The sequence below is a fragment of the Mycobacterium sp. ZZG genome, from assembly GCF_054786995.1.
In genome coordinates, this window is record NZ_JBTBFV010000054.1 from 1 (window position 1) to 17984 (window position 17984).

The 17984-nt window shown below is 68.1% G+C and carries 16 protein-coding genes and 1 pseudogene; 8 read left to right on the plus strand and 9 right to left on the minus strand.

Going from position 1 to position 17984, the window contains the following annotated elements; genetic code table 11:
* Positions 1-230, minus strand: a pseudogene (locus tag ACXMYJ_RS22985) (HNH endonuclease signature motif containing protein); the annotation flags it as partial.
* A 206-nt stretch (positions 231-436) separates the two neighbouring features.
* Complete coding sequence (locus tag ACXMYJ_RS22990; RefSeq protein WP_460358953.1) at positions 437-2590, minus strand: EAL domain-containing protein; 2154 nt, start codon at positions 2588-2590, stop codon at positions 437-439.
* 261 nt (positions 2591-2851) lie between these two features.
* On the opposite strand from ACXMYJ_RS22990, the gene ACXMYJ_RS22995 reads away from it, so the two are divergent.
* Genes ACXMYJ_RS22995 through ACXMYJ_RS23010 form a run of 4 tightly spaced genes read left to right on the plus strand, consistent with a single transcriptional unit; the run spans position 2852 to position 5389 of the window.
* Entirely contained in the window at positions 2852-4342 is a 1491-nt protein-coding gene (locus ACXMYJ_RS22995; protein ID WP_460358954.1) for an EspA/EspE family type VII secretion system effector, read from the plus strand.
* Between the two features lie 24 nt (positions 4343-4366).
* The gene (locus tag ACXMYJ_RS23000; RefSeq protein ID WP_460358955.1) at positions 4367-4675 is read left to right on the plus strand and encodes a hypothetical protein; all 309 of its coding nucleotides are present in this window, start codon (positions 4367-4369) and stop codon (positions 4673-4675) included.
* A complete protein-coding gene (locus ACXMYJ_RS23005) occupies positions 4672-4932 on the plus strand; it encodes a hypothetical protein (RefSeq protein WP_460358956.1) in 261 nt (86 codons plus the stop codon). The genes ACXMYJ_RS23000 and ACXMYJ_RS23005 overlap by 4 nt, the downstream gene beginning before the upstream one ends.
* A 40-nt stretch (positions 4933-4972) precedes the next feature.
* Positions 4973-5389 (plus strand): hypothetical protein, encoded by a 417-nt coding sequence (locus tag ACXMYJ_RS23010; RefSeq protein ID WP_260757081.1) that lies wholly within the window; start codon positions 4973-4975, stop codon positions 5387-5389.
* Here the strand turns inward: ACXMYJ_RS23010 and ACXMYJ_RS23015 are convergent.
* The 6 genes from ACXMYJ_RS23015 to ACXMYJ_RS23040 all read right to left on the minus strand — a co-directional run bounded on the left by ACXMYJ_RS23015 (position 5386) and on the right by ACXMYJ_RS23040 (position 11182).
* Positions 5386-7041, minus strand: coding sequence for an NERD domain-containing protein (locus tag ACXMYJ_RS23015; protein ID WP_460358957.1), 1656 nt, complete (start codon positions 7039-7041; stop codon positions 5386-5388). The genes ACXMYJ_RS23010 and ACXMYJ_RS23015 overlap by 4 nt on opposite strands.
* An 87-nt stretch (positions 7042-7128) precedes the next feature.
* On the minus strand, positions 7129-7677 hold the full coding sequence (locus ACXMYJ_RS23020; protein ID WP_460358958.1) for a hypothetical protein: 549 nt from the start codon (positions 7675-7677) through the stop codon (positions 7129-7131).
* A gap of 6 nt (positions 7678-7683) precedes the next feature.
* Positions 7684-8667 carry an adenylate/guanylate cyclase domain-containing protein gene (locus ACXMYJ_RS23025; protein ID WP_460358959.1) on the minus strand — a complete coding sequence of 328 codons (984 nt, stop codon included), beginning with the start codon at positions 8665-8667 and terminating at the stop codon, positions 7684-7686.
* Positions 8668-8799: 132 nt separating this feature from the next.
* On the minus strand, positions 8800-10101 hold the full coding sequence (locus ACXMYJ_RS23030; protein WP_460358960.1) for a sensor histidine kinase: 1302 nt from the start codon (positions 10099-10101) through the stop codon (positions 8800-8802).
* Complete coding sequence (locus tag ACXMYJ_RS23035; RefSeq protein ID WP_460358961.1) at positions 10083-10517, minus strand: response regulator; 435 nt, start codon at positions 10515-10517, stop codon at positions 10083-10085. The genes ACXMYJ_RS23030 and ACXMYJ_RS23035 overlap by 19 nt, the downstream gene beginning before the upstream one ends.
* Positions 10514-11182 carry a LuxR C-terminal-related transcriptional regulator gene (locus ACXMYJ_RS23040; RefSeq protein WP_460358962.1) on the minus strand — a complete coding sequence of 223 codons (669 nt, stop codon included), beginning with the start codon at positions 11180-11182 and terminating at the stop codon, positions 10514-10516. The genes ACXMYJ_RS23035 and ACXMYJ_RS23040 overlap by 4 nt, the downstream gene beginning before the upstream one ends.
* Before the next feature lie 116 nt (positions 11183-11298).
* On the opposite strand from ACXMYJ_RS23040, the gene ACXMYJ_RS23045 reads away from it, so the two are divergent.
* The 4 genes from ACXMYJ_RS23045 to ACXMYJ_RS23060 all read left to right on the plus strand — a co-directional run bounded on the left by ACXMYJ_RS23045 (position 11299) and on the right by ACXMYJ_RS23060 (position 16161).
* A complete protein-coding gene (locus tag ACXMYJ_RS23045) occupies positions 11299-13830 on the plus strand; it encodes an SEC-C metal-binding domain-containing protein (RefSeq protein ID WP_460358963.1) in 2532 nt (843 codons plus the stop codon).
* 306 nt (positions 13831-14136) lie between these two features.
* A complete protein-coding gene (locus ACXMYJ_RS23050; protein ID WP_460358964.1) occupies positions 14137-15063 on the plus strand; it encodes an RNase H family protein in 927 nt (308 codons plus the stop codon).
* A gap of 88 nt (positions 15064-15151) precedes the next feature.
* A complete protein-coding gene (locus ACXMYJ_RS23055) occupies positions 15152-15541 on the plus strand; it encodes a TA system antitoxin ParD family protein (RefSeq protein ID WP_443187403.1) in 390 nt (129 codons plus the stop codon).
* Positions 15542-15579: 38 nt separating this feature from the next.
* Positions 15580-16161, plus strand: coding sequence for a zeta toxin family protein (locus tag ACXMYJ_RS23060; RefSeq protein WP_443187404.1), 582 nt, complete (start codon positions 15580-15582; stop codon positions 16159-16161).
* Between the two features lie 79 nt (positions 16162-16240).
* Here the strand turns inward: ACXMYJ_RS23060 and ACXMYJ_RS23065 are convergent, their stop codons facing one another.
* Positions 16241-17893: an SWIM zinc finger family protein gene (locus ACXMYJ_RS23065; protein ID WP_460358965.1), complete on the minus strand. Its 1653-nt coding sequence runs from the start codon at positions 17891-17893 to the stop codon at positions 16241-16243.
* Positions 17894-17984 lie beyond the last annotated feature (91 nt).

Below are 17984 nucleotides of genomic sequence, written 5' to 3' on the forward strand. Positions count from 1 at the left end.
CACGATTTCGCACCCATCTGCTGCGGTGTCGCCTCAGTCTGCAACCGCGCCAGCAACCGATGACCCACCGCCGGCAATCGGCACGACAACGTCTCCAGTTCATCCAGGGCCGCAACAAGATCAGGCCGGGTCAACAAATCGACGTCACAGCCGGCCACCTCATCGAAGGCAGCCCGCAAAGCGGTCACCGCGCCGAGTAGGTCCCCACCTGACATACTTCGAACATACATTCGACCACCGACAAGTACGGACATCGCGGATGTCACCCCGCGACACGGCCACAGTCCCGCATCACGACTTCGCTGAAACAGTTCCGAGTGGACGGGCGAAGACGCTCCAGCCTCCTGTGGCCACTGACCCACGTCTACACCGAACTCGGTTTGACCTCGCGGGTGCAGTTGGCGCCGAAGGCTCTAGCCTCTTCCGCCGGGTGATATCACTCGGCCAGCCAGCCGGTGTCGCCGCCGGCGTGCCAGTCGGTGCTGCGGCGTCTACGGCGCTGCTGGTACATGGCCTGATCGGCGGCGTCGAGGACGGCATCGACGTCGCGGCCGTCGCCGGGGCGGTGGGCGGAGAAGCCGATCGTCAACGTGACCGGCATCCGGGTGCCGTCGGCCAGCATGATCGGCGCGGTGTCGAACTGCTCGGTGATCTTGCGTGCCAGCAGCGCCAGTCCGTGGTCGTCGACGGTATCGGTGATGACCAGGAATTCATCGCCGCCCCAGCGGGCGACGAGGTCGTCGTCGCCGACGACGCACAGCAGCCGGGCCGCCACCTCGACCAGCAACTGGTCGCCGGCGTGGTGGCCGCGGCTGTCGTTGACGGCCTTGAATCGTTCGATGTCACAGAACAACACGCCGTAGCCGGCGCCGTCGGTGTCACGTTGCTCGAGCCGGCTCCATCCGGCGGAGCGGTTCGCGATCGCGGTGAGCGGATCGGTGGCCGCCTGATGGGCCAGCTCGGCCTCACGGATTCGGTCGGCGGTGACATCCACGACTTGGGAGACGAAGCACAGCGGTTGTTCTTTCGGCGCGTGCACCAGCACCACGGTCAGCGCGCACCACACCACGTGCCCGTCGGCGGCGATGTAGCGCTTGTCGATGCGATACGAGCGCCGCCTCCCGGCGATGCAATCAGCCATCAGGGCCAGGTCGGAGTCCAGGTCGTCAGGATGGGTGATCTGCTGAAAGTTCATCTCGCCCAACGCCCGCCGGTTGTAGCCGAGCATCGTGCGCAGCGCCCGGTTGGTGCGCAGGAACGTGCCGTCGAGTGCGACGACGGCCATCCCGATCGGGGAATGGGCCAGCGCGAGCTCAAACGGGCGCTCTCCCAACAGATCTACGGCCGACGACGGCGGGTCGGCTGCCGCGGCGATCGCGTGCGAGGTCGGGAAGCCGTGGGCGTGCGGCTTGGGCCGGCTGAGGCAGAAGCCCTGCGCCCAGGAGATACCGGAGGCGACGACGGCGTCGAGCTCGCCCTGACTCTCCACGCCTTCGGCGATCACGGTGGCGCCGATCTGACTGGCGAACTGCGCGATGGCCTGCGCGAGCCGGCGGCGCGCGTCATCAGTGTCCATGTGCCGGGTGATCGACTGATCGATCTTGACGAATTCGGGGGCCAGTTCAAGCACGTGGGAGAACGACGCGAAGCCGGCTCCTACGTCGTCGACCGCAACGCGCATGCCGCGGGCCCGGCACGTATCGAGCGCGTCATCGAGGGCGCCGTAGTTGGGGACGGCGTCGTGTTCGGTGATCTCCAGGACGATGCGTGACGGGTCGACGTCGTCGAGCAGTTCGGACCACGGGGCGGCCAGAGCAGCGGCCGGGGAGATGTTCATCGAGACGAACACGTCGTCGGGCAGTTGGGGTATCAGCGACAGCACACGGCTGACGATGGCGGTCTCGAGCTCGATGTCGAGGCCGAGCAACGCGGCCTGTTCGAAGAACTTATCGGGTCGGAACGGTTCGCACGGGAACCGGGCGAGCGCCTCGACACCGACCACCTTGCCGGTTCCGGCGTCGTGGATCGACTGGAACACCACCTCGAAGTCCCGTTCGGCCACCACCCGGCGGATCGCCTTGCGCTGATCGGCGGTGGGGTCCTGGCAGCGGGCGGGAGTCTCGATCAACGTGCCGATCAGGTCGGCGACCTGCTGGACGATGTGGAGGTCCTCGTCGGCCAGATAGGGCTTGGGCTTCTCGCTTACCATGCAGACCATGCCAACCGTGACACCGTCCTGGCCGAGTACCGGGACGCCGACGTAGGCGCGGAGACCTGTTTCGTGCGTGATGGGCAGCGCGGCGGTGATCTGGTTGGCCGTGGTGTCAGGGATGACCGCCGGCAGCCGGCCGTCGATGACGCGCACACAGTAGGACTCGGACAGGTGCGAGCGCTGCCCCGGTGAGACGCCGAGCGTGTCGGCGTCACCGTCGAGCACCTCGATCACCTGCATACCGTCGTGGAACACCGACAGCCACACGGTATCCAGCCCGAGACGCTGCCGGAGGACACCGAGAAGGGTACGAACCAGGTCGACGGGGATCTCGGGTTCACGCCCCACGAGGGCCCCCGACACCTGCTCGACCGACATAGCAAAAAATAATAAGGCCGTTAATAACTAGCTGCTCGTTTCTGGAGGTTCCCGTTTCAATGACGTTACCCCGCTGTGACCGCGACTGAACTGCGGGAACTGTGGCAGTGCATGCCGCTTCCTCCAAGTATGCGCTGATCGCGGCGTTATCTCTCCACTGTCGCTGCGATTCCAGCAAGCGTCGGCGGTCCGGCCGGATTGGTGCAGTAGGGGCGGGTGGACCGCACCGATAATGAGAGTCATGGCACGGGCGGCAGCGGGGTGAGTGCACTCGAGGCGTTCCTGTCGACGTGGGCCAAGGCCCGGGCGACCTTCGGGTCGGGCGTTCCGCAGCCGGGTGCGTCGTATGACCACAGCGCCGCGCTGCGGCGGTTGACCGACGACCTCGACGCGGCGGCGCCGACGACGTTCTGGTCCGGCGGCGCAGCCACCGCGTACGGCGCGGTCAACACCGACCATCAGGGCGTCGTGCGCGAGCTGAGCGGCCTCGACCGGCGGCTGGCTGAACAGATAGACCGGTCCGCCCAGATCGTGACCGCCGGACGGCAGAACCTCGACGCGATCCGCGAGTGGGTGGTGGCCGCCGCGGCAAGTGTGCCCAAGAACCGGGCCGGCGAGCTGATGGTGGCGCCGATCGTGCAGAAGGGCCTGGCGCAGCTGACCGAGGTCGTCACCCGCGCCAACGGCGAGTTGAACGCCGTGGGCGGTGACATCGCCACCATCGGAGGCGAGTTCCAGGCGCTGGGCATGGGGCAGAAGTTCGGCGGGCCGCCGGAGGCTCCGGCGCCCGGAGACGACGAACTCGACGAGTCCGCAGAACCGGACGAGTCCGAACGCAGGAAGAACCAGATCGACGCGTTCCGCGAGGTATTCGGCCGGGACCCGGTCAGCGACAGCGACTGGCTGACCGCCTCGGCGCTCGACCCACACAGCTATGACCCGAAAAACCAGGGCGTGGACGCGAATATCGTGGTCGGGCGGATCGAGCCGGTGCCGGGGCAGGGCGTGGTGCGCACCAACCTGTTCATCCCGAGCGAGGACGTATGGGCGCCGACGGTCGGGATCCCGCCGTACGACAACAATCTCGGCGACAACCGCGGCTTCTCCCCCACCGCCGGACCCGAGGCATCGCGGGTGGCGATCTACACCGACTTCGACAACGGGATCATCGTGGCCCGCCAGAACCCGTCGATCAACGCCGACACCGGCCAGGTGCGCACCGGCACACCGTCTATCGGTGCGGTGCAGTCCTCCGACGGCGGGGTGCTGATCAACTACAACGCCGCGGATCCCTTCTCGCCCGGCGGTGAGGGTCTGGCCAAGGGCTCCGGAATCAGCGTGAACGGCACACTGGGCATCGTGCCGTCAGACGCCGGGCCGCGGGTCGGCGGCGACGACGTGACCACGTTCCCGGCGCTGGAGATCTACAGCGATCGTGGCGGGACCACCACCACGGTGCTACAGGAATGGCCGACGTTCTTCGACAACGCCGCCGGCCCGCTGGCCGGGCTGCCGTTCGACAAGGACGTCGGCGACCCGACGGTGGTGCCGAGTTTCAACAGCGTTGTCCCGCAGATCGTTCCGCCGGCGATTCCCGGTGTGGGTGTGGGTGAGCCGGCACCGATTCCGGTGGCGCCGCCGATGTCGGTCGTGCCGCCGGGGAATTTCACGCCGTTCGGGCCGGCCGGGGACGCGCCGACGGTGCGGGTCTATACGCCGCTGCAGGGCACCGAGTTTCTGCCGGGTCGATGAGGGGCGCGTACCTACAATCGGTGAATGCGGGAGGCTGAAGCGGTGATCGACTGGACACGGGCGGTGGTGATCGGAGCGCTGGCGGGGGCGGCGTTCTGGGCAGGTGCGGTGTACGCGCTGATCGCCTCCGACGGCGCGGTGGCCGCGTGGGTGGCGGTCGGCGTGGTGGCGGTGGCGCTGCTGATTGTCGGCGCGGTGCTGTACCGGAGTTCGGGTTCACCGGAGAGGCGCTGTTACGGAGCGGGACTGGTGCTGGCACCGCTCACCGGACTGGTGCCGGTGGTGGTGTTCAGCGCCGCCGGGTTTCTCGTCGAGGCGGGGGCGTCGGTATGACGGAACATGTTCGCACGCAACGGCCGGGGGTGCTGCTGGCGGGATTCTTCGTCGGGTTCGCGTCGGTGTGCCTGACGCTGGGGGTGTTCTGGCCGTTCGCACCGCTGTTCCCGGCGGTCGTGGCCGCAGTGGCCGCGGTGATTCCGGTCAAGGGGCACTTCGAATTTGCGAAGGGCGCGATGATCGCGGTGCTGGGCGTGGTGGCGTTCGAGACTCTGTTCGTGGTGCTGATGTTTGTCGGGGCGGGGCTTCGTTGAGTTCTGACATGGATCGCTTCTGCTGCTTATGGTTGAGCACATGACCATCGACGAGTCGACGGATTCTCTACTCGCAGCCTTGACTAAGACCCGCATTCCTGCGGGGAACCACGAGTTCATCCGGAAACTCACGCAAGCCGTCGGCATCGCCGACTTCCGCGCGGTCGTGAGGGAGGACAAGTCCCACGTTGTTGCCAGAAGACGGGACGGTCGCCCCGATCTTCATATCTACTACGGCTACACGAACGGATTCACCTCCACGGACGAAATCCGCAGTGTGGCTGGGCCTGGGGTGGTCGGCCGGCCGAGTTCGCGGAAGGGCACCTGGTACGTCGAGCATCCCATCAATCACGTTCGCCCGGCGGGCGAGCGATCCCGTGATGTTCGGCGCCAATCCGGCTTTTGCAGGTGCGGCATGCAGTTGTCGCTGACAGGCGTGTGTGACAGCTGCGACTAATCCGGAATGTTCAGCCGCCGAGCCAAATCCGGGCCTCCGACTTCCCGCAGGAAGTCGGGATCTCCGCACACGACGAGTTGATCCCGGGCTCTGGACAATCCGACGTACAGCCGCTCACGGGAGCGCTCGAACGCGGACTCCTCGTTGACCACCAGCACCACCGCGCGGCGTTCCAGGCCCTTGAAGCCGAGCACGTGCCCGTAGAACACCTGCTCGGCGTCCCAGAAGCTGTCCCAGTAGGCGGCGCTGCCCGCCGCCTGCCGCTCCCGCTGCTCGGGGTGACGCGTTCCCGTCGTCAGCAGCGCGACATCCTCAGGCCGCCAGCCCTCCTCGAGCAGCAGCTCCACCTCGTCGTCCCCGGCGTCCATCGCCTCCGCCGGCGTGCACGGCACATACTTCACTGCTGGTCCTTCCCCGCCGAGGAACCGCATCGGGTGATCCACCAACGGCTGGAACGCATTCGCGATCTGGCGGGTGTTGCGCAGATTGTGGTCGAGCACCAGCGGAACCAACGGAACCGGCGGCGAGCCGTGCCGATTGAACACCCGCTGTCCCTCGTCGGTGAACACGTACAGCCCGCCGGTGTCTTCATCCTTCAGCGCCGCCAGCAGCGGATCCCACCAGGCGTCGGCGAAGTCCTGCGCTTCGTCGACGACGATCGCGTCGAACCGGTGCCCGTCGTCGAGTTGCGTTGCCAGTTCCGTCATCTGCGCCGGCAAATCATGCTCCCAGAACTGCACCGTCTCCTCGGTGCGCAGCGACTCATCGGGCCCTTCCGGAGCACCCCACCGCTTACCGAGATCGTGGAACTCGCCGACATAGGCGGGCTGCTGACGCCGATTCCAGGCGGCCGTGATGCGCTCCAGATAGGACGCCAAACCGTGCGAGTAGCAGACCAGCGCCACCCGCTGCCCGGCGCGGGCCAACCGGCGGGCCTGCTCCATCGCCAGGAACGTCTTGCCGCTGCCGGCGCCGCCGCGGATCTCGACGCGGTGCAGCATCCGGACGGCGTCGAGGATCACCGACTGGTGCTCGGTGAGAATGTCTGCGGCGTCCTCGTTTTCGAGGGCACGGGACACGACACTGCGTTGCGGCAGCCCGCGCCCGCTCAACGCTTCACCGAGCTGTGCGATACCGTCACGGCTCAGCAGCGGGCGGTCGAGTTCCTGGCCGTGCAGCACCGCGCGCAGCTTCGCGGCGATGTCGTTTAGGTCGGTTCGGTCGATCACCTTCCAGCGCGGGCAGTCGGGCAGTGCGAAGTCGTCGGGCAGATCGGTGTTGGGCAGCACCACGATGTGGTCCCAGCGCAGCCGGCCCTGGGTCCATCGCGGGTCGTTCTCGATGAAGCTGCGCAGTGCGTAGCACGCTTCGCGGGCCTGCCGGACGGGGTCGATGTCGACCTCCCGGCCGCGGCGCTTCATCCGCCACGTCTCCCCGTCGTGCCAGACCTCCCCTCCCTTGACCTCCAGGCAGATGATGCCCGCACCCTCGATCGCGACGAAGAAGTCGACCTCGTGGTCCTTGAGGTGGTCGGTGACCCGCTTGCCCGGGATGACCAGATCACCCGGCTCGAGTTGGTCGATCAGGGCCTGCCACACTTTGCGCTCGGCGCCGTTGGCGAGCCGCGGCGTCTCTGCGGCGGTGATGGTCATGGTCGACGTCCCCCTTCGTCAGGGGTGATAGTAGCCAGCAAAGCCGACACCGGGTGCGAGGTCCACCGGGCCGCTGCCGTCACCCGTCTACTCCGCCAGGCGCTCCAGGGTGTACTGCCGCACCGTGTCGGTCAGCCGGTACTGCGCGCGGCCGTCCCGGTCGTCCCAGCTCAGCAGCGACTTGTCCACCAACGCGGTCACGACATCCTGCACCGCGCCGACGTCGAATCCGTCGGCACACCGCGCCAGTTGGCACAGCACCGATTTCTCGCAGTCGGCGAGCAGCCGATACGACCAGTCAAGGCACGCGCGCAACGTCCGGTGTCGCGCCGCGACGCTGCGGCAGGCGGGATGCGGCGCATGAAGCCGGCCGCAAAGGCTGTCCCGAATACCGCTGAGCGACAGTGTCCGCACCCGTGACGCGGCGATCTCGATCGCCAGCGGCAGACCGTCGAGCCGGCGGCAGATGTCCGCCGCCGCCGCCCGATCTTCAGAGCGGACACTGAACGCCGCATCCACCCGGCGCGCGCACTCGAGAAACAACGCGGTCGCGTCCCCGGGTGCCAGCGGCGGCACGCGGTAGAGCTGCTCACCGCCGACCCCCAGCGGCTCGCGGCTGGTGGCCAGCACGGTCACCGCCGGTCAGCCCCGCAACACCGCAGCGATCAGCGCCGCGGACGCGTCGAGCAGGTGCTCGCAGTTGTCCACGACCAACAGCAGGTGCCGGTCACCGATGTGTCGGGCCACCCCAGTCGTGCCGACAGCTTCCGACATCCCGAGCGCCTGGGCTACCGCGTGCGGCACCTGGGCCGGGTCGGTGACGTCGGCGAGGTCGACGTACCAGGCGCCGTCGTCGAACCGGTCACGGGCACGGTCGGCGGTTTCCACCGCAAGCCGGGTCTTGCCGGCACCTCCGGGCCCGCACACGGTGGTGAGCCGGCGGCAGTCCAGAAGTTGGGATAGATCGTCCAGTTCGGTTGCGCGGCCGACGAAGTCGGACAGATAGCTCGGACGGTGGTGGAAAGTGTTGACCGCGCCGGCACGCAACGGCGGGAATTCGTTGTCCAGATCGGGATGGCACAGCTGCGCGACCCGCTCGGGCCGGGCAAGCCCGCGCAGCGCGTAGCTGCCGATGCCGGTGATCCACGCCTGCGACGGCAGTGCATCCTCGACGAGGGGTGTTGTGGTGGAGGACAACAGGATCTGGCCGCCGTGGCCGAGGTCGCGCAGACGCGCCGCGCGATTCACCAGCGGGCCCATGTAGTTGGCCTCGTCACGCAGGTCGGCGGCGCCGGTGTGAATGCCGATGCGTAACCGGATCGGCGACAGCGCGGCGAGCTGCAGATCGAGTGCGCACGCCACCGCGTCGCCGGCGCGGGCGAACGCGAGGACGAAGCTGTCGCCTTCCCCCTGCTGGACGGGGCACACACCGTTGTTCAGGTAGGCCAGCTCGTCGACGACGCGGTCCAGGGTGGCCAGCGCGGTCGCCATCCGGTCGGGCTGGGTGTCCCACAGCCGGGTCGACCCTTCGATGTCGGCGAGGAGCAGGGTGACGGTGCCCGTCGGGAGGCATGTCGTCCACGCAGTGTCCGGGCGTGTCCCTCGCAGCTGGTCTGCAGTCTTCACGGTTGACATGCGATCTCCACCGGATTGAGAAGTGGTTCACCGGATTCGGGCGATGCCTCTCATCCTGCTGGGGCCGTCGCCGGCTTTCGACGGTGTGGGCAACACAATCGGTGGTGGTGCACGCACCACCTCTCATGTGTCCGCGACGTCGACGGTCGTGCTGACGCGGGTGCCGCGTCCGGGTGCGGTGTCGATGGCCAGGTGTCCGCCGATCGCCGACAGGCGGTCGGTCATGTTGGTCAGTCCGGTGCCCGCCGCGCCGGGCCGGAAACCGCGGCCGGTGTCACTGATCTGCAGCGTCAGCCACCGGCCGTCGACGCGGCCGGAGATGGTGGCGGTGGTGTCGGGACCGCCGTGCTTGGCGGCGTTCTGCAGCGCCTCGCTGCAGCAGTAGTACAGCGCTGCTTCGGTTGTCGGCGGGTAACGGCCGAGCTCGTGCAGATCCAGGTGCACCGGGATGACCGCCCGTGCGGCCAGTGCGGGCAGCGCCTTGGTGAGTCCTCCGCTAACGAGCAGCGGCGGGTAGATGCCGTGGGCCAGGCGGCGGATCTCGGCGATGGCGCTGTCGACCAGTCCAGACGCGTCGGCGAGCAGTTCCGCGCGTTTGTCGCCGTCGGTGTTGCGGGCCAGTCCGATCAGCACGGACAGCGCGACGAGGTGTTGTTGGGCGCCGTCGTGCAGATCGCGTTCGAGGCGGCGCCGTTCCTCGTCGGCCGCGGTGATCAGGCGGGTGCGGGAGGCGGCCAGTTCGGTGGCGCGTTCGGCGAGTTGGGATTCCGACGTCCGCAGCGCGGCGGCGTTGTTCCACACGATGATCATCAGGTGCAGTGCGTTGAGCGGCACCGCCACCAGGACGAACGCCGTCGCCATCCACTGCGGCGCCTGCACCACGTGATCGGGGAACGGATAGAACAGCGCGATCGCGGACGCGGCCAGCACACAACCGGCGGTGATCACCGTGAAGATCAGCCCGCGTCGCAGGCTGATGTACGGCTCGGCGAACACGACCGGAACCAGCGCGAGCAGCGCCATCGCCGGCAGCAACGGCGGCGATACGAACACCACGCCCAGTACGGCCAGCCAGTTCCCGATGCACACCAGGGTGATGGATTGCTCGAACCTGTTGTGGCGAGCCAGGTTCAACGCGACCGCGAGCACGACGCATTGGACGGAGGCGACGGTGACGAAGCCCAGCATCCAGGGTGACCGGAAGATCCAGAAGTACTCCCACAGCGGCAGCACGATGCCCGCGCTGAGCCACAGGCCCAGGTGGCCGGACAGGAATACCTCGAAGCGTTCGGCCCGGAAGCGGTGGATCAGATCGTGGCCGAACCACGATGACGACCGAAAGGCTGCGGTGAGAAGCAGTTTCGGGATCCGCCAGTCGGGGACGGATCCGGGCGCGGGCGCCAGTTTCAGCTTGCCGTTCGCCATATGTCGGTCAATACCTCGGGGCACAGGCGTTGCTTGGGCAGGTAGGTCGCGCCGCATTCGGTCGCCGTGGCCGGAAGTTCGTCGGCGTCGTAGGTGGACATCAGCACCACGACGATGCGGGGATGGCGGGCGCGCAGCCGGCGGGCGGCTTCGATGCCGCCGATGCCGGGCATGTGGATGTCCATCAGGACCAGGTCGGCGTCGCCGTCGTCCAGGCGTTCCAGCGCGGATTCGCCCGTGGCGCTCTGGCCGGCGAGCACGAAGCCGTCGGTGGCCTCCAGCGTCGCTGCGCTGGCCCGGCGGAAGCTGGGCTGGTCATCGACGACCCAGACCCGGACCTGCTGGTGCCCCACGGTCCCAGCGTGGTCGCCGCCGGACGGGCGCGCCAGGGTGTACACACCACTGTTGGCGGTCATGACGGTCCGCCGTCGAGGAACATCAGGACCGCCTTGACGCGCCGGTCCACGGAGTCGTCGACGGTCAGTTCGAGCTTGGCGAAGATCGAGTTGATGTGCTTCTCGACGGCGCGCTGGGACAACACGAGCCGCTGCGCGATGGTGCGGTTGCTGAAGCCGGTCGCCAATTCGCCGAGCACCTCCCGCTCGCGGGCGGTCAAACGGCTCAGCGCGGCGGCCTGCCGGGGCTGGGCAAGCAGGGCTTCGACGACGAGCGGGTCGAGCACGGTGCCGCCGGCGGCGACCTGGCGGACCGCCTCGCCGAGTTCGTCGAAGTGGGCGACCCGTTCCTTGAGCAGGTATCCGCGGCTGGCCGAGCCGCCGTCCAGCAACGCCGATGCGTAGGTGTGGTCAACATACTGGGACAGCACGATCACGCCGACGTCCGGGTGTGCGGTGCGCAGCCAGTTGGCCAGGCGGATACCTTCGTCGGTGGACGTCGGGGGCATGCGCACGTCGGTGAGCAGCACGGTGGGCTGATGGGTGGCGACGAGTGCGGCGGCGGAGTCGTAGTCCTCGGCGACGCCGACGACGGTGGTGTCGGGGTTCATCGACAGCGCGCGGGCAACGCTGTCGCGCACCAGCAGGCTATCTCCGGCGATGACGATCGAGATCTGATCACTCACCTGGGCGGCACCCCCTCCCCGCCGCCGGTCCCCCACCGCTCAGCGACTACCTGGTGATTATCCGCTGCGGGAAGGTGTTCGGGGCGGTTAGCGCGGTTATCGCATACCGTGGTCGCGTGCCAGCGGAACTCGACCCGACCGAAGCCCTTGCGGCGATCCTGACCGAGCACGGCCCCCTCCCCGAGGACGCGATAGCGCAGCGCCTGCGCGAGATGGGCGTCGCAAACCCGGACGATCTCCTCCCGCAGCTGCTGAACGAAATCGACTGTGCCGCTGTGCCGTTGATCGACGACAGCTGGGTGTGGCTGCCTGCGCTGATCGCCAATCGGATCTTCACGCACCGGCTCACAGCCCAGGAGCTGGCCCACGACGTCCTGCTCGTGACCCCGGACCTCGGCGCGATCACGCACCTGTGCGAATTCGAGCAGTTCGCGCGGCTGCCCGACGGTTCGCCGGTCAGCGTCGCGTTGCCGGCGTTCGACGAGGATGTGCTCGACGAGCGCGGCGTTCCGCCGGAGATGGTTGACGACGGCGGCGCGCTGGTTCTGCCGCCGGGCACGCTCGGTGGCCTGGACGTCGTCGACGGCGATCTGGTGGGGCTGCGGTTGACGCCCGAGGGGCTCACCCTGGAGCGGGTCACCGCGGACCCGTCGCCGTCGGCAGGCGCCACGCTGGCGGCCGCACTGAACCCGGACGAGCCGGCGTCTTTCGACGCCGCGGTGTGGACGGCGTGCGTGGCCGACCCGGCGCTGTTCACCGACCCCGCACCGCCGTTGTCGGAGATCGCTGACGAGCAGGGTCTGGCGCGCCGCGGAGATCTGCTCGCACCCGCAGGTTTCGACGTGGACCGGTGGCGCTTCGATCTCGAGTGCGAGGTGCTGCGCCGGCGGTATGACCTCGACGAGGACGAGGCGCTCGCCATACGCATCCTGGTGTCGGTCTACGAGGACATGGCGCATCTGATCACGGCGTTCCCTTCGGACGAGGACGCGGCAGAGGACGGAGACGACGACACCCTTGCACCGCCCCGCGATGAGTACCGGGAGCTGGTTGCGGAGTTCGGCGCCGACCTGGCCGATCCGCGACTCGCCGAGGTGCTGCTGGCCGAGACTCTGGGCCGCAATCCCGAGGGCGCCGCGGCGCTGGGCTTGTTCGCCGAGACGCTGGAGTCCCAGGTACCGCGCCGCGCGCGGGTGGCGTTCCGCTGGCTGCGGGCGGTGGCGCTGGAGCGCATCGGCGACATCGAGGCGACCGAACGGGAGTTGCTGGCCGCCGAGTCGATGGACACCGCCTGGCCCTTGCCGTTGTACGACCTGGCCCGGATCGCCTCCGACCGCGGGGACGTCGAGCGCGGGTTGGCGTTGCTTCGCCGCGCAGGCGCCCCGCCGGACGATCCGCTGATGGCGCTGCTGAGCAGCTACCGGGCCGAGGCACGCGACGACCTCGGCCGCAACGAGCCGTGCTGGTGCGGGTCGGGCCGCAAGTACAAGAAGTGCCATCTCGGGAAGGAGCAGCCGTCGCTGCCCGAGCGGGTGGGTTGGCTGTACGCGAAGGCCGCGCAGCACGCGCTGATGGGCGGCTGGGGCGAGGTGGTCGCCGAATTGGGCTACGTACGCAACGAGTATCGCGATGCGTCCGACGAGACACCGGACCCGTTGCTGATCGACGCGGTGTTGTTCGAGGGCGGCGCGTTCGAGGAGTTCCTGGCCGTCCGTGGATCGCTGTTGCCCGAGGATGAGCGGCTGCTGGCCGGGCAATGGCTGCTGGTGGAGCGGTCGTTGTTCGAGGTCGAGGAGGTGCGCCCCGGCCACGGGGTGACGGTGCGCGACGTCCGCACCGGTGACATCCACGAGGTTCAGGAGCGCACCGCCAGCCGTCAACTCACAGTGGGACAGCTGATCTGCACCCGGGTACTGCCCGCCGGCGATGATACCGCACAGTTCTTCGGCGGGCTGGAACCCGTTGCGCTGCAACAGCGTGACGCGCTGCTTGCGATGCTCGACGAAGGACCCGACCCGGTGGACCTCGTCGCGTTTCTGAGTCGCCGGTTCGCTCCGCCGACGCTGACCAACACCGAGGGCGACCCGCTGACGATCTGCGAGGCCACTGTCCGCGTCAGCGATTCCGCGGCGATGGAGTCCGCGCTGGACGACACCTACGACCGCGTCCACGACGCTCAGCCCCCGCAGTGGTTCGAACACGTCACCACAAACGGCAGGACGCACATCCGCGCGACGTTGGTGCTCGACGGTGACACGCTGCAGGTGGAGACCAACAGCGAGGAACGGGTGGACCGGGTGCTGGCCGCCCTGCGACGATTCGACCCGGCGATACGCATCCTTGAGGACACCCGCGAACCCGTAGAGGACCCGGGCACGATGGTTGCGGGCATGCCGGAAACTGCCAAGGGGGCGATCGATCCGGAAGACCCCCAGATCGCCGCGCTGCTCGACGCGATGATCCTGGACTACGAGGCCAAGTGGCTCGACGAACCCATCCCGGCGCTCAACGGGAACACCCCACGCCAGGCCGCTGACGACCCGACCGGCCGGCCGGACTTGATCCGGCTGCTCGACTCGTTCCCCACCGACGCGGGCCGGCACGCGATGAACCCGGACCGGCTCCGGGCGGCGTTGGGGCTGCAGTAGGCCCCTCCGGTGCGCGGGATCGCCGTTTCGGCGATGACGATCGAGATCTGATCACTCACCTGGGCGACACCCCTCCCCGCCGCTGGTCTCCCACCGCGCAGCGACTACCAGGTGATTATCCGCTGTGGAGGGCCCCGTGTGGGCCGGTTAACGCGGCTTGGGGTTGGCTGTGAGACTGCGCTGAGGGCGACGAAGATCGAGTGCGGCCCGCCCTGGACGCAGACTCGATGGCAACGAGCCGCCCGGACATGTCGGACCGGCCACATACAGTGCCGTCACCGCAATCCAGCTGGGGAGGAGACGGAGATGGCACCGAAGCCCGTGGCCACGACCCGCCCGATCGACATCACGCCGGCGCGGCCGCGCCCGATGACGTCGGTCGCGATCGCGTTCGCCCGGCGCGGCGAGTCGCTCTACCGATACTCGGCGCGCTCGACCGGGCGCCGCTGGACCGGCACGGTGGACGCCGAGTCGGTCGACACCGCGGTGCTCGACGTCATTCGCCGCATCCGCGAGGCCTCAGATGGGGAGCGGATCCGGTTCCTGGTGCAGGTGCCCCCGCGCAGCACGCTGTGGGCGCTGCGCGACGAGGTCGCGCTGTTGATGCCCGGGGTGTGGATCGAGCGGCCGCGGTTGTCGGACGAGACGCTGGTGCGGCAGGCGTGCGCAGGGCTGCGGGAGGTTGAGCCGGTGCCGGCAGGTCCGGTGTGGGTCGCGACCGACGGCTCGGTGCGGGGCAAGATCACCGGCTACGGCTGGCTCGCGTCCACCGGCGAGTACGGGCTGCAGGGCTTCCGGCATTCGACCAAGCTGATCGGGCCGCAGGTGGTGCTGGTCGCCGAGTTGCGTGCCATCGGCGCAGCGGTGCAGAAGCTGCGGGGCCACGACATCACGGTGCTCAGCGACAGCCGGCTGGCGGTCGCGATGGTCGCGCAGTGGATGGCCGGCGACGACGTGCTACCGGAGGGCTACGCCGTCTACCGGGAAAGCGGGAAGACACCGGGACTGGTTCGCGCCCAACAGATGATCTACGAGGAGCGTGACAAGATCACCCCGGTCTGGGTGAAGGGCCACCGCGGCGAGCCGCTCAACGAGGGCGCCGACGCGCTGGCCCGGTTGGCGTCGCGATATGCGTTGGGCGACAGCGGCCTTGACGGCCCCGAGTACCACCGCCGCGCCCAGGACCTTGCCGAGACGTTCTCGCGGGTGTTCACCCGCGAGCGGACGGCGTAGCAGGTCGCGTTGTCAATCGACCGCCACTCAGCCCAGCGGTGTAGCATTCTGCTACGCGATGAAACAAATTGCTACAGCGGAGGGCTCCATGTCCGACACCACTGATCGAGTGACCCGGGTCGCCGCGGATCTGATGGACAGCGCCGCCGCCGAAGGTGCACGTCAGAGCAGATCGGCGAAACAGCAGCTGGACCACTGGGCGCGGGTAGGGCGAGCGGTTTCCAGTCAGCACAGCGTTGCCCGCCGCAGGGTGGAAGCCGCCCTTGCGGGCGACATTCATCTTCGGGAGCTCACCGATGAAGAAGGAGTCGTGTTCAACGCTGAGATCTCCGCGGCTGTCCAGGAACGCCTTGCGAGCGCCGACTACGGCGCAGTGCTGGCCGCGCGGGGAATCACCGCGGTGGCGCTCGACGATGACGGCGAGATCGTGCAGTACGCGCCTGACGGCAGTTCGGTACGGCTGCACCGCGGGGCATGACACTTGTTGGTCAGTAAGGCGACGAATGCTTCACTTCGGTGAAGCGCCTCGACCTCGTCGTCGGATCCAACGGTGCCGGCAAATCGACGTTCATCGAGCTGACCCTCGCGCCGCTGCTGCCCCTCAGCATGTACGTGAACGCCGACGAGATCGCCAAGCGGCGCTGGCCCGAGGACCCTGCTGGACACAGCTACGAGGCGGCGCGGATTGCCGCGGACACTCGCGCACGGCTCATCGAACGTGGCGAGTCCTTTATCGCCGAGACAGTTTTCTCACACCCCTCAAAACTGGAACTGCTCGATGCCGCCCACGCGGCGGATTACACAGTGATCCTGCACGCGGTGCTGATCCCGGAAGATCTTGCCGTGCTCCGCGTCCGACACCGAGTCCAGGCCGGGGGTCACGACGTGCCCGAATCCAAAATCCGCCAGCGTTATCAACGGCTTTGGGACCTGGTCGCCACCGCCGCCAACCGCGCGGACGAAGCAACGTTCTACGACAACAGCACGACTCGCGGTCCGCGCATCGTCGCTCAGCTCGCCGCTGGAATCGCAGTGGGTTCAGCCACGTGGCCGTCGTGGACTCCGGCCCCACTCGCCCACGGCTGGGCAGGCAGGTGACGGAGAATCCGGCTGCTGACGGTGCGTGTTGTCCCCGCGCATCGGGGCGCCCTTCATGGGCCGACCACGCAGATGGTCGTCAGAGCCCCTGGGCCTGAAGCGCCTTCATCAGCGACGGTCGGCGACCGTAGTCCTGGCGGATCTGCGCGATGAAAGCCGCGAAATCCTCACCGCGCCCGCCACGTTCGTAGAGCTGCGCCATGGTCGCCAAGGTCGCGGCGATACCGGGATAGAGCCTGGTGTTGGCGTACCGAAGATCCTCCTCGAGTTGAGGCCGGTACAGGTCGGCAGCCGCTGCAGGCCTTGCCTCGGCGCCGCGATCGGCGAGTTCCTTCCATGCTCCGCCGGGCCCGTAGCGGTCGGCGGCCTCCCAGGCGGCGTCGACATCGCCTTCGCTCAATAACAGCTGCACCACGATCGCGCCGCCACCCGGACGGTCCGAGGCCAGCTGCCGCGCATGGTCGAACGCCCACTGGCGTTCAGTTTCGCCGCGGTCGATGCCTGCGGCGAAGCCGCACAGGGCCTGATAGGAACGGATCGAGGGCTGCCTGACGAAGTCCGCGCGCAGGACAGCGATCGCGTCCTCGACGCGGCCGCGTTCTTGGTACGTCCTGGCGACCTCGGTGGGGCTCAGCCAGTACGCGTTGCTGCCGCCGTGCCCGCTGACGCGTCCGTCGGCGACGGCGCGGTCGATCCACGTCAGGGCTTCGTCGTCACGCCCGGCCGCGCGCAAACGGGCGATGATCGCCACGTACTGGGGATGGTCGCGCTCGTTCAGCAGCTGGATCGCCCGGTCGACGTCGCCGTCGTGGTCGGCGAGCTCCAGCAGCATCGTGTCGAGTTGAAGGCGTTTCCAGCGATCGCCTTCTGCGAGTTTGTGATCGAGTTCGGACACCGCTCGGCGGTAGGCAGCGAGCGCGTGGTCGTCGAACGCGTCGACGAAGTCCGCCAACGCCAGATCCGGCCATCCCGGCGACTCCGCACGGAAGTTCACCAGCCAGAGAGCGAGTTCGACAGGGTCGGGCGCACCTTGCCGACAGGCCCGCGCATACAGGTCGGCAGCCCGCTGGCATTCACCACCGATAACGCCTGATGAGTCGTCGGCTTGTTCGGTGATCTCGCGCAGCAGCGTCACCGCGGACAACAGAGCCGGCCGCACCATCTCGGCGGCACCATCGTTCACGTGATTTTCCAGCTCGTCGAGCACCTGCCCGGCCGTTTCGGCCACCACGAACGATTCCCGGTAATCGGTGAAGCCGTGGAGCTGCAGCGCGTTTCGCACATAGTTCTCGAACTCGGCTTTGACGGCGGTGTCGTCTCCGGACACCGACGTCGCACGTACCTCGAGCATGCGGCGCACTTCACCATCGCGCTCTGCGAGCATCAGGACGAGTTCGCGAAGCTCGTGCACATCCATAGCCTCCACGGCGGCCTGCACCCCGGATTCAGCCGTGCCGACGGAGCCGCCCTCGTCGCGGTCGATCACCGCAAGCCCGACCGCGACCAGATGCTTGCAGAAGTAGCCGTCGGCGTGATCGAGGCAGGTACAGGAGCCGACGGGCAGTGGACCGGACCAGTCCAATTCCACGGTGTAGACCCTCTTGGCCTGGAGCGACGCCTGGGCCTTGTCGGCCGCGACTCGCAGACCTCGGACGTAGCGGACGTACTCTTGGCCTCGCACGAAGACCCGGTCTCCGGCCACGTTGAGAAGCATCGTCTCCGATAACGCCATACCGGCATAGTGCTCGATCAGCACGCGCGCCCGCCACCGCCGTCGCTCTTTACAGTGATCAGGATGAAGTCCGTGCGTCTTGACATGGGTA